The following is a 13,315-nucleotide window of genomic DNA, read 5'->3' as shown; positions in this document are numbered from 1 at the left end:
CTTGAAGGTATTATATATGGATATACGCCAGTTACGCTATTTCCTCGCCGTCGCGGCGGAGCGTAATTTCAGCCGGGCGGCCGATCGGCTCCATATGGCTCAACCGCCGCTCAGCCGACAGATCCAGCAATTGGAGCAGGAGGTCGGGGCCACCCTCTTCGACCGCGACGCCCGCCCCATGACTCTGACAGACGCCGGACGCCTGTTCTACGAACATGCCGTCCAGGTCACGCGCCGATTGGAGGAGTTGAAGGAGGCGATGCGCGGTTTCGTCAATGCCAACCGCCCGCGCTTCGTCGTCGGCTTCGTGCCATCGGTACTCTTTGCCCGCCTGCCCGACATCATCCGCCATTTCCGGAAGGCGGCGCCCGATGTCGACCTCAACCTCGTCGAGATGATGAGCATCGAACAGATGGCCGCGCTCAAGGAAGGCCGCATCGACGTCGGGTTCGGGCGCCTGCGGTTCGAGGACTCCGCCATCGAACGCGAAGTGCTGCGCGAGGAGGAACTGGTCGCCGCCCTTCCCCTTGCCCACCGGCTGCTCCGTAACGACGGACCGATCGACCTTACCGCCCTGTCCGATGAAGCGGTCATCGTCTACCCGCGCGAACCCCGGCCCAGCTATGCCGATCAGGTGCTGTCGCTCCTGCACGACCATGGCGTGGCCCCCGCCGCCGTGCATGAGGTGCGCGAATTGCAGACCGCGCTCGGCCTGGTGGCGGCGGAGGACGGCATCTGCATCGTCCCCTCCTCTATCCACCTGATGGGCAGGCGCGATCTGGCATTCCGCGAACTGGCCCAAAGGGCGGTTTCGCCGATCATCATGAGCCACCGGAAGGACGATCACTCGCCCCATCTGGCGACCATGGTCGGCAGCGTCGCGGCGATTTACGAAGAATGGAGCTGGCCGATCCCCCCTGGATTGAAACGGCATCTGCCGCCGGAATGACCTATTGACGCCAACGACAGAAATCATCCTGCAAGGCCCGGTCGAGAATGGCTTTGCAGGTGCCGAACATCGAATCGTCCGGCCTCGTCACACCCATGACGAGACCCGCCAATTGCGCCTGTGGCACGAAGGCCACCGGACAGGCTACCGGCACGAGCTGCGATCCCGCCCCGGCTTGAAGCGTGGTCAACAGGCCGAACATCTGTCCGTCGCGGGTCGGCCGCCCGAGGATGATCAGTCGATGCTGCCCGGATTCGTTCGTCGCCAGATAGATATGGCCCGACAGATTGGGCATGGATACATGGCCCGTTTGGGCGAAGGCGCCATCGGCCCGGTCGGCTTCCGCAAAACTCAGATACCCCGCCGCCTCATTCCAGGCGATACGGGTGCGATAGGCGATCACCGCGCCCAGCGTCCCGAAACTGGCGCGCAAGGTCACATAATCCTGTTCGATCCAGTGCACGGCGGCGCGGCTATAGGCGCCCATATGCTCCGGCGCGAGATCGCGGCCGCCCACCGCCTGATGGGCTGAACGCAACGGCACGCCCAGCACTTCCTCGATCCGGACGATGGTGGAAAGCGTGAAAGGGCGACTGCCCGACAGCGCCTTTTCCAGCGTTGAGAGGCTGATCCGCGCCATGTCCGCCAACGCCTGGCGCGACATGCGCCGCCGCGCCAGTTCCTCGCGCAGACGGGCCGCGACCGCATCGTCCTGATCCGCCATGCTTTCCCTTCCCCACAAGTCCGCACAAATGCGCACAAAACCGGACGAGCCGTCAAGTCTTCCCGGACGCTTCCACATCTTCCGGCGGAAAGCGGCATGGTCTGCCGATGGTTGTCCGGCATGGCGGGTCCCTATGGGAAAGGCTCCCTTGAACAGGAGCGAACCCATGCCCGCCTTTCCCCTCCCCCGTCGGTCACGGCACAGGCTGATGCTCGGCCTGACACTGATGCTCGGCCTCCTCGCCCTCATCTTCCTGACCGACCGCCTCTGCGCGTCGGATGTGGAGGCCGATCCCGACGCGATCGGCAGCGGCACGCTGATGCTGCGCGGCAAGGGGGTGGCCAACGCCATGCCAGCCATGCGCCTCGGCACCGACATGGACGTGACCGTCAGCGGCCAGATCGCCCGCGTCCGCGTCACCCAGGCGTTCCGCAACGGCAGCAGTCAGTGGATGGAGGCAAGCTATCTCTATCCCCTGCCCGACGACGGTGCGGTCGACAGCCTGAAGATGGTGGTCGGGCAGCGTGTCATCATCGGCCATATCAAACGCCGCGAGGAAGCCCGCGCCCTTTACGAAAAGGCGCGTGACGATGGCAAAAAAGCGGCGCTGGTCGAATCCGAACGGCCCAACCTGTTCCGCAACAGCGTTGCTAATGTGGGACCGGGCGAAACCGTGCTGATCGCCATCGAATATCAGGCGCCGGTGCGGCAACTGGGCGGCGAATATGCGCTGCGCCTGCCGCTGGTGGTCGGCACCCGCTACATCCCGGCGCAGACGCCCGCTGCCGACGCCGCCAATGTCAGCGCCCCGCTCGCCCATCCCGCGCTGGGCAAGGGCATCAATCCGGTCTCCATCACCGTCCATCTCGCCCCGGGCTTCAAACCTGCCAATCTCATCAGCCCCTACCACCGCATCGCCATCGACCGCGATGGCGCCGAAACCCGGACGATCCGCCTTGCCGACGGCCAGGTCCCCGCCGATCGCGATTTTGAACTGCGCTGGCGCTCCGCCAATGCCGATCCCACCATCGGCCTGTTCCGCGAACGGCACGAGGGCGAGGCCTATCTGATGGCTGCCATCACCCCGCCCCGCCGCGATCCAGCCACGACCGCGAACCGTGATGCGCCGCCGCGCGACATGACCTTCGTGATCGACAATAGCGGCTCCATGGGCGGCGCATCGATGGACGCCGCCAAGGACAGCCTGCTCTACGCGCTCGGCACGCTGCGCCCCCAGGACCGGTTCAACATCATCCGCTTCGACGACAGCATGACCCGGCTGTTCCACGAAAGCGTCGCCGCCTCGCCCGACCAGATCGCGCTGGGTCGCCGCTTCACTCAGGGGCTGGAGGCCGATGGCGGCACCGAAATGCTGCCAGCCCTGACCGCCGCGCTGGAGGACAACACGCCCGATGACAGCCATTATGTCCGCCAGGTGCTGTTCCTGACCGACGGGAACATCTCCAATGAAAAGGAGATGATGGCCACCATTGCGGCGAAGGGTGGACGCAGCCGCATCTTCATGATCGGCATCGGCTCCGCGCCCAATCAATATCTGATGCGCCGCATGGCCGAAGCGGGGCGTGGCACCTTCACCAATGTCGGCTCGGGCGAGGATGTCGCCGCGAAGATGACCGCCCTGCTGGATCGCCTGAAGGCGCCGGTGGTGCGCGACCTGAAGGTCCGCTTGGAGGGCGCCCCCCTCGATCTGACGCCGCGGCGCCTGCCCGATCTCTATGCCGGGGAACCGCTGGTGTTGCTGGGCAAGGGCAAGGCCCAAAATGAGGGACTGTCAGGCAAGCTCACCGTCTCCGGCCTGATCGACGGCAGACCCTGGTCGCAGAGCGTCGACCTGTCGGACGCGATCGACAGTCCCGCCGTCGCCAAACTCTGGGCCAATCGCCGCATCGCCGATGTGGAGGCTGCACGCTGGGCAGGCGAAACCAATGACGCCACCACCGATGAAGCCATTGCCCGGATCGGCCTCGCCTACAGCCTCGTCACCAGCCAGACCAGCCTGGTCGCCATCGACGAAACCCCCGCGCGTCCGGAAGGCGTAAACCTGACCCGCGAGGAACTGCCGTTGTTGCTTCCCGCCGGCTGGGATTTCGATGTCCTGTTCGGCGGACAGGCGGCGAAGGCGGCAAAACCGGGTGGCGTGCAGCCTGCGGGCGAAGCCGAAGCCATGGACCTGCCCCAGACCGCCACCGGCTATGTCGGGTTGATCGGACAGGGGCTGCTGTTCCTGGCGCTCGGCCTTGGCGGCCTCGCCCTGCGCCGGGCGCAGCGGCAGGTCCGGGCATGATCGCCGTCATAACGACCGTGATGAAAGGAGGGCGCGCCGTGCGGGGCGCCCTCGCCCGCGCCCTGCTGATCGGCCTTTGCGTCATCGGACTGTGCTTCATCGCCTACGGTGCGATGATCCCCGCCAAGGCATGGATCGCGCAAATCCTGCTCGACCGCGCATTCGATCAGAGCTTGTCGAAACATCGCCCGGTAAAGCCCTAGTTTTGGGCCGATATGACTCCCGTCGCCCGCATCACCCTACCGCGCCTCGACGTCCGCGAGATCGTGCTGTCTGGCGGTTCCGGACAGGCCATGGCCTTCGGTCCGACGCTCATGCCCCTGGGCAATCCGCACGTCAGCGTCATGGCGGCGCATCGAGACACTCATTTCGCCTTCCTGCAGAAGGTGGGGAAGGGCGATGAGATCGAAGTCCAGTCCATCGACGGACGGAAGCGGCGTTATCGCATCACCGGCTTCCAGATCGTGCGCTGGGATCGTTTCGCCTATCCGCGCGATCCGGCAGGGGCGTTGCTGGCGCTCACGACATGCTATCCCTTTGGAACGACGGAGCATGGTCCGCTACGATTTGTGGCATGGGCCGAAACCCAGTAACGCCTTGCGCTCCTGCGCCGACAGGGAGCCCGGTCCAAACGGCGAAGAAAAATCCTGCGGCGAGCCGCAACTGCCGCCTGCTCAGGATCGGAAGCGTTCAATAGAACGTCCGCTCAAACACCCGGAACCCCCAAAATCCGCGCCTCATCCCTGATCCGTCCCGCCTGCGCCGGGTTGGCCGCCTTCGCCTGCGCATAAGCCGCCGCCGCCTTGGCCGTCTCGCCCAATGTCATCCGGCTGCGCATCAGCATGATCCAGCCGTCGACATTGCCGGGATTCGCCTTCAGCTTGGCCTCGAGCCCCGAAACCATTCCCTCCACCATCGCATCCTGCTGCCCCTTGGGAAGCTGCGCGGCCGCCTGCATCTGCTCGCTGCTCGGCCCAGGAATTGCCGCCGCCGCCACTGACATGCCGCCCATGGGGGGATGGGGGGCGACCGGCTTCACCGCCGCCAATCGCGGGGCCACGTCGATCTTGTTGATCTTCCCCACCTGCTCGATGGTCCGGCGCAGGTCGGCCTCCCACGGTGCCCCCGGCGGCGTGTCGCCCAGCAGCGCCAGCCAGTCCCGGATTGCGCCCTCATGATCCTTGGCCAGATCCTTTCGCACCGCCAGGAAATAGCGCGCCCTGGGGTCCTTGGGATCGATCGCGATCGCCTTGTCGAACGCGGCTGCCGCCTCCTGCGGCATCGGATCATGATCGCTCGCCATCACCGCCGCTTCGGCTAGCGTCCGCGCTCGTGGTGTAATTTCTGGTGTAGATTGAGGTGATCGCATGGGGTGGGGCATGCCCCACCCCATGCGATTTCGATCTCGGTGGCCACCGGGCTCATTGGTAAGGTGGAGTTTCCAGACTTCACACCAACCAAGGAGTTGATCCCGATGACCGAAGACAGACTACCGCTTGCCGAGCTTTTGGCGAAGAGCGGAGATGGAGATTTTCTGCGCACCATTGCCGAGAGCGTATTGCAGATCATCATGGAGGCCGACGTCGAGGGCCTGGTCGGCGCCGCCCGGCACGAGCGCTCCTGCGAGCGCACGACCTGGCGCAACGGCTACCGCGACCGCAGCCTCGATACCCGGCTCGGCACGCTCAATCTGAAGATCCCCAAGCTGCGGACCGGCGCATACTTCCCGGGCTTCCTGGAGCCGCGCAAGACGGTGGAGAAGGCCTTGGTCGCGGTGATCCAGGAGGCATGGATCGCCGGCGTCAGCACCCGGCGCGTCGATGATCTGGTGCAGGCGATGGGCATGACCGGCATCTCCAAATCCTCGGTCTCGAAGCTGTGCAAGGACATCGACGAGCGCGTCCATGCCTTCCTCAAGCGTCCGCTCGCAGGCGACTGGCCCTATCTCTGGCTCGATGCCACTTACCTGAAGGTGCGCCAGGGCGGCCGGATCGTCAGCGTTGCCGCGATAATCGCCGTTGCCGTCAACACCGAAGGCAAGCGCGAGATCGTCGGCCTGCATATCGGCCCTTCGGAGGCCGAGGTGTTCTGGTCGGACTTCCTCAAGGACCTCGCCCGCCGCGGGCTGACGGGGGTCAGGCTGGTCATCTCGGACGCCCACGAGGGCCTCAAGGCCGCGATCACCCGCGTGCTCAGCGCCACCTGGCAGCGCTGCCGCGTCCACTTCATGCGCAATGCGCTGGCCTACGTTCCCAAGGGGCAGAACACGGTCGTTGCCGCCGCCATCCGTCAGGTCTTCCTCCAGCCCGATCATGCCGCTGCGACACAGGTCTGGCGTCAGGTCGCCGACCAGCTGCGCGCCCGCTGGCCGAAGCTTGGCACCTGCATGGATGAAGCCGAGCATGACGTGCTGGCCTACATGACCTTCCCTGAGCAGCACCGGGTCAAGCTCCACAGCACCAATCCGCTCGAACGGCTGAACAAGGAGGTCAAGCGCCGCGCCGATGTCGTCGGCATCTTCCCCAACGAGGACAGCATCATCCGCCTCGTCGGCGCCGTCCTGCTCGAGCAAAACGACGAATACCAGCTCCAGCACCGCTACATGCAGATCGAGGGCATGGCGGCGCTCGCCACACCAACAATCGAGGAGGCTCAGCCGCTACAGGTTACACAAAAGGCCGCCTGAAAATGCCGCCCGCTGGCCACACCCGAATTTACACCACATTGACGGACACGACCCCGCTTCGCCCAGCGAAGACCAGAATGTGGCATTGCCTGGCACCAGCTTTGTCGCATGGCGATAGGCGCGCAGCGCATCGGCATGGCGGCCGTTCTCGAAATAGGCCCAGCCCAGCCTCTGCCAGCCCTCCGCATCGTTGGGATTAGCCCCCACCCTGTCCTGAAGCCCCCGAATGACCGCCTCCGGATCGCTCGCCTGCCCGTTCATCAGGGGCGACGGGGCCGCGGGCTCTTTCGCCTCATCGGGCGTGTGCATCATATTATAGCCGATCGACACGGCGGCAATGCCGACCGCACCCATCAGCACGACGCGTCCAAAGCCCCAACCCATTATTCTTGCTCTCCCCGATCTTTACCCGCCGATCCTCTCTAGCGTGACGCTGCGGAAATGATAGAGTGGGGCCGGGACAGGCATCCGGTAACATCCGGAGCACAGGGGTATTTTGGGGGATAATCTTTGACTGACCGCGTGCGTATCGCGATCGTCGGATCGGGGCCGGCGGGTCTGAGTGCGGCCGCGCGTGCCGCCGGGCTGGGGCTTTCCCACCTGCTGATCGAGAAGACGGACCATCTGTCCGACACCATCTTCAAATATCAGAAGGGCAAGCATGTGATGGCGACGCCCAGTCAGCTCGTGCTGCGTTCCGATTGCGATTTCGAGGCCGGAAAACGCGAATCGATCCTCGACCGCTGGAACGCGCAGGCGGCACAACAGGGCATCAACGTGGCCTATCGTGCGGAGGTGGAGGCGATCACCGGCACCGGTGAGCCCATCCCGGGCAGCGTCCAGAAGATCGTGGAGCGCAAGCGCGACGGCACCACCGCCACGAAGGAAATCCAGCGCCTCGCTCCGCCCTATCGCCTGACCTTGAGCGACGGTCGGGAGGTCATCGCCGACGCCGTGATCATGGCGATCGGCACGCAGGGCAACCCCAACCTCATGCGCGTGCCCGGCGCCGACTTTCCTCATGTCCAATATCAACTGGATGATCCAGCTGCTTATAATGACGAGCATATCTTCGTGGTCGGCACAGGAGACGCGGGCATAGAAAACGCCCTCGGCCTAGCCGCAGACGAGGCGCAGGGCAATGCCGTCACCATCCTCAACCGATCCACCGAATTCGCCAGCGCCAAGGCCGCCAATGTCAAGGCGCTGATGGCCGCGTCGGAGGCTGGCCGTCTCACCATCATGACCGAGGCGACCACGGCGAAGATCGAGCCGGGCTATATCACGCTCGACAGCCGCGACGGCGAGGTGAAGCTGAAATGCGACCGCATCATCGCCCGCATGGGCTCCGCCCCGCCCCGTGCCTTCGTGGAAAGCTGCGGCATCGAATTCACCAGCGGCGATCGCCTCGCCTTCCCCAAACTGTCCCCGGTCTTCGAAAGCACCGCGCCCGGCATCTTCGTGATCGGCGCTCTGGCGGGCTATCCGCTGATCAAGCATTGCATGAACCAGGGCTATGACGTCGTCGAGTATATCAACGGCAACAAGGATCTGAAACCCGCCGACGAACCCATATTGGCCGCCAAATTCGCGCAATTGCCCCAGAAGAAAAGCGTCGATGAATGGCTGGAGTTCCTGCGTTCCAACGTCTCCATCCTAGAGGGGCTTTCGCCGCTTCAGATGCGCGAATTCATGCTCGACAGCGAGGTGCGCGCCTATCGCAAGGGCGACGCGATCTTCGAGAAATATGACCCCGGCTCCTCGCTGTTCGGCGTCGCGCAGGGACAGGCGCTGGTAGAGGTCGGCCCCACGCTCCAGGTTCCCATCGACCAGGGGTCGATCTTCGGGGAAGTCGGTCTGATCTCCGGCCGCCGCCGGGGCGCGACGGTGCGGGCGGGCGCGGATTCGATCATGGTGGAGGTGTCGCGCACCGCGGCGCTGAAGCTCATGTCCTCCAACCCCCCGGCCAAGCGCGCCATCACCCGCATCTCGACCGAGCGGCAATTGCTGCAGCTCTTCGGCGCGGGCCTGACCCCGGCGGACCTCACCGAAGTGCTGGACACGGCGGAAATCCAGACCGTCAAGGCGGGCGAGCATGTCATCACGGAAGGCGACCTCGGCACCGACATCTACGTCATTCGCGTCGGATCGATGATCGTGGAGAAGAAGATCGGAGGAAAGAACGTCTTCCTCTCCTACCTGCCCGCAGGCAGCTATGTGGGCGAAATGGCCCTCATCGCGGGCGGCGCCCGTACCGCCACGGTCAAGGCGACGGTCAAGTCCGAAGTCATCAAGCTGAACGGCGACGCCTTCGCCCGGCTGATGGCGTCCAAGCCCGCCCTGCTGGAACGCGCCCGCCGCGACATGGCCGCCCGGCAGGACGTCAACGCCTTCATCGAAAGCCGCAAGGACAGCTTCTCGACCGTCGTCGACATGTATTCGGAAACGGCGAAATTCCTGGTCGACAACGGCATCGGCGAAGCGACCGACGTGCTGCTGATCGACGAGCATCTGTGCGTGGGCTGCGACAATTGCGAAAAGGCCTGCGCCGACAGCCATGACGGCCTTTCCCGCCTCGATCGCGAAGCGGGCCGCACCTACGCCCATCTCCACGTCCCTACCAGTTGCCGCCATTGCGAGCATCCGCACTGCATGGCCGACTGCCCGCCCAACGCCATCCATCGCGGCCCGGACGGCGAGGTCTACATCGACGAGACCTGCATCGGCTGCGGCAATTGCCAGCGCAACTGCCCCTATGGCGTGATCCGCATGGACAGCGTCCCACCCAAGAAGCCCGGCCTGCTGAGCTGGATGTTCTTCGGCCAAGGCCCCGGCCCCGGCGAACCGTCGAAGAAATGGCGGTACAAGAATGCGGAACCGGGCGTCGAAAAGCCGAAAAAGGCAATCAAATGCGACATGTGCTCCGGTATCGAGGGTGGCCCGGCCTGCGTCCGCGCCTGCCCCACCGGCGCCGCCATCCGCGTCGCGCCAGAGGATTTCCTGACCGTCGCCCGCCTCGATCGGGAGGCAAACTGATGGCAACCAGAGCCGCTCCCACCCGTCGCACCAAGGGTCCCAACCGCGCCAAAGACGCGCTGCATGACGGTTTCCTGCGCCATGCCGGTTTCCGCTGGCTGAAAATCGCGACGCTGATCTGCGTCCTCGCCATCGCCAGTTACATGCTGGTCGACGTCACGCCGCACCATAATGGCGGTAGCTGGTACGGCTACACCATGGGAACGATCGGCGTGCTGCTGATCCTCTGGCTGACCCTGCTCGGCCTGCGCAAGCGGGCCATGACGCGGGGCCGCTGGTCCTTGAAGGCCTGGACCTCCGCCCACGTCTATCTCGGCCTCAGCTTGATCGTCATCGCCACGCTGCACACGGGATTCCAGCTTGGCTGGAACGTCCACACCCTGGCCTATGCGCTGATGATGCTGGTCATCCTGTCGGGCCTGTTCGGCATCACCGTCTATGCCACCCTGCCCGCCGCGCTCAGCAACAACCGCGCCGAAATGACGCAGGTGCAGATGCTGGACGCCGTGCGCGCTATCGACCGCCAACTGCACGACGCCGCCCAACCCTTGCCCCACGACAAAGCGGCGCTGGTCCGCCAGTCACTGGAGCAGGACCCCTTCGGCGGCAGCCTGCTTAACCGCCTGTCGGGCCGCTACCCCCGCTGCGCCACCGCCAGGGCGCAGGCCGCGCTCCGCCAATGGACTGGCGACCAGCCCGACACCGGTCCAAATTCCAGTAACCACCCGCTCGAACGCATCGACGCCCTGCTGGAACGCAAGCAGGCGATGCTCGCACGCCTGCGACGGCATCTCAAGCTCAAGGCGCTGCTCGAAATCTGGCTCTACGTCCATGTGCCCGCCACCTTCGCCCTGCTGGCTGCGCTGACCGCGCACATCGTCAGCGTCTTCTTCTACTGGTGAGCATGCAATGAGCTTCCTGGTACGTCAGATCAGCCTTACCGCCGATGGCCGCGAAATCGTCCGCGCCGCCACGCTGGAAAAGGCGCAACTCTCCCTCGGCCGGTCCGCGGAAAACGACATCCACCTTCCCGACCTCGCGCTCGAACCGGACCATGCCCGGATCGAGCAGGTCGACGAACGCACCATCCGCGTCCGTGCCACCGGCACGCTGGGCTTCGACCTTGAAGGCCGCACGGTCCTGCGCGCCGAAATCGACCCCGCCAAGGGTGCTGAACTGCGCTTCGGCGGCCATCGCATCACCGTGTCGCGTGATGAGGATGGCGCCACCATCCTCTCGATCCGCCGCGTCGACGCCGTATCGGAGGCGTCGGAGGAAAAGGAGGAGACAAGGGTCTTCTCCCTGCGGGGCCTCGCTCCGCCCAAGCGGCTGACGGCATGGGGCATGGCGCTGGCGATCCTGATCGGCTTCCTCGCCATTCCGATCTGGAGCTACGCCAGCCGTCCGGCGAACGACACGCGCAACATCTATACCGTCGTGGGCGACAAGGCCTGGTCCTCCGGTCCGCTCAGCCAGGCCCACCACGCCCTCGAGGGCCGCTGCGAAACCTGCCATCAGAAGGCCTTCGTCTCGGTTCGCGACAATGCCTGCCAGACCTGTCACCAGGATGTCCACGACCACGCCCCGGCCGTCCGCATCACCATGGCCCGCGCCGAACCTGGGCTCGGCGGCAAATTCCTAGCGGGGGTCGCATCGGCCTTCGGCAAGCCGCCCGAGGGCGCCTGCGTCGACTGCCATCGCGAACATGAAGGCGCGGGGCCGATGCGGCCCGCTCCGCAAGCCTTCTGCGCCGACTGCCACGGTACGCTGAAGGATCGTCTCAAGGATACGAAACTCGGCAACGCAGCCGATTTCGGCACCAGTCACCCGCAATTCTCGGCCCTCGTTCAGACGGTGCCGGGCAAACACCCCCGCTTCACCCGCGCCTCGCTCGATGCGAAACCAATGGACGACAGCGGTCTCAAATTCCCGCACGACATTCACCTGTCGGCCACGGGCGGCGCCGCCAGGATGGCGCGCACCATGAAGGCGCAATATGGTTTCGGCGACGCGCTCGCCTGCAAGGATTGCCACAAGCCGACCGCCGACGGGGTTCGCTTCCTGCCGGTCGAGATGGAACGCGACTGCCAGATGTGCCACAGCCTGGCCTTCGAAACGATCGGCGGCACGGTCCGCACCTTGCGCCACGGCCAGCCCGATCAGGTGATCGCGGATCTGCGCGCCTATTATCGCTCGACTGGCCCGGCCCAGCCGGTTGCGTTGGGCGCTATGGCGCGGCGGCGGCCCGGCGACTATGCGCAGGGGCAGATTTATCACGCCTATTTCGGCGCCGCTGCGGCCCGCCCTTCCCGCGCGGACGACGCCATCAGGGCGGTCTTCTCGAAGGGGGGCGCCTGCTACGATTGCCACACGGTCACTCCGCCCGGCGCCAACGGCAATGCGAACTGGCAGGTGCTGCCGGTGCATCAGCCGATGCGTTATATGATGAACGGCTGGTTCGACCATGCCGCGCACCGGACGGAGAAATGCGAGAGCTGCCACGCCGCGCCCAAATCCCACGACGCCCGGCAATTGCTGCTGCCCGGCATCGACAGTTGCCGCACCTGCCATGGCGGGGAAAAGGCGAAGGCGGACGTCCCTTCGGGTTGCGCCATGTGCCACAGCTATCATATCGGCGACGGTGCGCCCCGGACGCCCGCGGACCGATCGGCCAGACGGGATCAGGCAGACAGACCGCGCAAGACCGGCCCAGAGATATAAGGGGAGCAAGGCCATGCTGATTGCACAGGTCACGGATATCCATCTGGGGTTCGATCCCGACAACCCCGCCGAATTCAACCGCAAGCGGCTGGACCAGGTGCTGCGCGCCTTGAACGATGGCCCGAACCGGCCCGACCTGCTCCTGGCAACGGGCGACCTGACGGACCGGGGCGATGCAGACAGCTATCGTCGCCTCGCCAACGCCTTCAGCCAGTGCGATTTCCCGGTCTGGCCCTGCATGGGCAATCATGACGACCGAGCCCATTTCGCCCAGCATTTCCCTCATATCCCCCAGGAAGATGGTTTCTTCCACTATGTGATCCCGCTGGAAGGACGGCGGATCATCATGCTCGACACGCTGGAGCCGGACCGCCATGGCGGCGCCTTTTGCGAACGCCGCGCCGCCTGGTTGACCGCCCGGCTGGATGAGGACGCCACCACGCCGACATTGGTCGTCATGCACCACCCCCCTGTCGAGGTCGGCATAGACTGGATGAACACGCATCCGGAAGAGCCCTGGGTCCAGCGCTTTTCTGCCGCCATTGCCGGGCGGACCAACATTCAGGCGATCGTCTGCGGCCATATCCATCGCGCGATCACGGCGCCATGGAACGGCACGACCATCGCGATCTGCTCCTCCACCGCCCCACAACTGGCGCTCGACATGCGTCCCATGGACCCCGAAACCCCCGACAACCGCCCGATGATCGTCGCGGACCCACCTGCCTATGCGCTGCATCGCTGGACGGACCATGGCCTCATCACCCATTTCGAAACGGCCGACGATCATGTCATGCTCGCCAAGTTCGACGCCGGCATGCAGCCGTTGGTGCGGATGCTGATCGACGAAAGACCGGCCTGAACCCTCCTTCACGCCCCCTCGGCCATTTCCTC

General features: G+C 65.2%; 12 protein-coding genes. 9 read left to right on the top strand and 3 right to left on the bottom strand.

Annotation, left to right across the window (positions count from 1 at the left end):
• Positions 1 to 16: 16 nt before the first annotated feature.
• Positions 17 to 949 (top strand): LysR substrate-binding domain-containing protein, encoded by a 933-nt coding sequence (locus tag CAF53_RS18875; RefSeq protein ID WP_046764053.1) that lies wholly within the window; start codon positions 17 to 19, stop codon positions 947 to 949.
• Between the two features lies 1 nt (position 950).
• Here the strand turns inward: CAF53_RS18875 and CAF53_RS18870 are convergent, their stop codons facing one another.
• Positions 951 to 1,673, bottom strand: a complete 723-nt coding sequence (locus CAF53_RS18870) for a helix-turn-helix transcriptional regulator (RefSeq protein ID WP_046764052.1) — start codon at positions 1,671 to 1,673, stop codon at positions 951 to 953.
• Positions 1,674 to 1,839: 166 nt separating this feature from the next.
• Here CAF53_RS18870 and CAF53_RS18865 point away from each other — a divergent pair, with 166 nt between their 5' ends.
• From CAF53_RS18865 to CAF53_RS18855, 3 genes are read left to right on the top strand one after another with little or no spacing between them, the layout of a single operon-like run.
• On the top strand, positions 1,840 to 3,978 hold the full coding sequence (locus CAF53_RS18865; RefSeq protein ID WP_242443517.1) for a marine proteobacterial sortase target protein: 2,139 nt from the start codon (positions 1,840 to 1,842) through the stop codon (positions 3,976 to 3,978).
• Positions 3,979 to 4,016: 38 nt separating this feature from the next.
• Entirely contained in the window at positions 4,017 to 4,181 is a 165-nt protein-coding gene (locus CAF53_RS18860) for a hypothetical protein (protein WP_157801304.1), read from the top strand.
• Between the two features lie 12 nt (positions 4,182 to 4,193).
• Positions 4,194 to 4,571, top strand: a complete 378-nt coding sequence (locus CAF53_RS18855) for a class D sortase (protein ID WP_100239194.1) — start codon at positions 4,194 to 4,196, stop codon at positions 4,569 to 4,571.
• Between the two features lie 113 nt (positions 4,572 to 4,684).
• Here the strand turns inward: CAF53_RS18855 and CAF53_RS18850 are convergent, their stop codons facing one another.
• A complete protein-coding gene (locus CAF53_RS18850; protein WP_242443516.1) occupies positions 4,685 to 5,281 on the bottom strand; it encodes a hypothetical protein in 597 nt (198 codons plus the stop codon).
• 171 nt (positions 5,282 to 5,452) lie between these two features.
• On the opposite strand from CAF53_RS18850, the gene CAF53_RS18845 reads away from it, so the two are divergent.
• Positions 5,453 to 6,664, top strand: a complete 1,212-nt coding sequence (locus CAF53_RS18845; RefSeq protein ID WP_086619578.1) for an IS256 family transposase — start codon at positions 5,453 to 5,455, stop codon at positions 6,662 to 6,664.
• Here CAF53_RS18845 and CAF53_RS18840 read toward each other — a convergent pair.
• Positions 6,638 to 7,048: a tetratricopeptide repeat protein gene (locus CAF53_RS18840; RefSeq protein ID WP_242443515.1), complete on the bottom strand. Its 411-nt coding sequence runs from the start codon at positions 7,046 to 7,048 to the stop codon at positions 6,638 to 6,640. The two genes, CAF53_RS18845 and CAF53_RS18840, sit on opposite strands and share 27 nt — an antisense overlap.
• A gap of 126 nt (positions 7,049 to 7,174) precedes the next feature.
• On the opposite strand from CAF53_RS18840, the gene CAF53_RS18835 reads away from it, so the two are divergent.
• From CAF53_RS18835 to CAF53_RS18820, 4 genes are read left to right on the top strand one after another with little or no spacing between them, the layout of a single operon-like run.
• Positions 7,175 to 9,700 (top strand): cyclic nucleotide-binding domain-containing protein, encoded by a 2,526-nt coding sequence (locus CAF53_RS18835; RefSeq protein WP_242443514.1) that lies wholly within the window; start codon positions 7,175 to 7,177, stop codon positions 9,698 to 9,700.
• Positions 9,700 to 10,602: a hypothetical protein gene (locus CAF53_RS18830; RefSeq protein ID WP_100239192.1), complete on the top strand. Its 903-nt coding sequence runs from the start codon at positions 9,700 to 9,702 to the stop codon at positions 10,600 to 10,602. The genes CAF53_RS18835 and CAF53_RS18830 overlap by 1 nt, the downstream gene beginning before the upstream one ends.
• A gap of 7 nt (positions 10,603 to 10,609) precedes the next feature.
• Positions 10,610 to 12,421, top strand: a complete 1,812-nt coding sequence (locus tag CAF53_RS18825) for a cytochrome c3 family protein (protein WP_100239191.1) — start codon at positions 10,610 to 10,612, stop codon at positions 12,419 to 12,421.
• A 13-nt stretch (positions 12,422 to 12,434) separates the two neighbouring features.
• Positions 12,435 to 13,283, top strand: a complete 849-nt coding sequence (locus CAF53_RS18820) for a metallophosphoesterase (RefSeq protein WP_100239190.1) — start codon at positions 12,435 to 12,437, stop codon at positions 13,281 to 13,283.
• The last annotated feature ends 32 nt before the right edge of the window (positions 13,284 to 13,315 follow it).

Source organism: Sphingobium sp. LB126, from assembly GCF_002795205.1.
Taxonomy (GTDB): Bacteria; Pseudomonadota; Alphaproteobacteria; order Sphingomonadales; family Sphingomonadaceae; genus Sphingobium; species Sphingobium chungbukense.
The sequence above is the reverse complement of the archived record's forward strand: the minus strand, read 5'-3'. Positions and strand labels throughout refer to the sequence as shown.

Excerpts from the sequence above, each read along its gene's own strand:
- CAF53_RS18875 (WP_046764053.1), top strand. The coding sequence starts at position 17 with ATGGATATACGCCAGTTACGCTATTTCCTCGCCGTCGCGGCGGAGCGT.
- CAF53_RS18870 (WP_046764052.1), bottom strand. The coding sequence starts at position 1,673 with ATGGCGGATCAGGACGATGCGGTCGCGGCCCGTCTGCGCGAGGAACTG.
- CAF53_RS18865 (WP_242443517.1), top strand. The coding sequence starts at position 1,840 with ATGCCCGCCTTTCCCCTCCCCCGTCGGTCACGGCACAGGCTGATGCTC.
- CAF53_RS18855 (WP_100239194.1), top strand. The coding sequence starts at position 4,194 with ATGACTCCCGTCGCCCGCATCACCCTACCGCGCCTCGACGTCCGCGAG.
- CAF53_RS18850 (WP_242443516.1), bottom strand. The coding sequence starts at position 5,281 with ATGGCGAGCGATCATGATCCGATGCCGCAGGAGGCGGCAGCCGCGTTC.
- CAF53_RS18845 (WP_086619578.1), top strand. The coding sequence starts at position 5,453 with ATGACCGAAGACAGACTACCGCTTGCCGAGCTTTTGGCGAAGAGCGGA.
- CAF53_RS18840 (WP_242443515.1), bottom strand. The coding sequence starts at position 7,048 with ATGGGTTGGGGCTTTGGACGCGTCGTGCTGATGGGTGCGGTCGGCATT.
- CAF53_RS18830 (WP_100239192.1), top strand. The coding sequence starts at position 9,700 with ATGGCAACCAGAGCCGCTCCCACCCGTCGCACCAAGGGTCCCAACCGC.
- CAF53_RS18825 (WP_100239191.1), top strand. The coding sequence starts at position 10,610 with ATGAGCTTCCTGGTACGTCAGATCAGCCTTACCGCCGATGGCCGCGAA.
- CAF53_RS18820 (WP_100239190.1), top strand. The coding sequence starts at position 12,435 with ATGCTGATTGCACAGGTCACGGATATCCATCTGGGGTTCGATCCCGAC.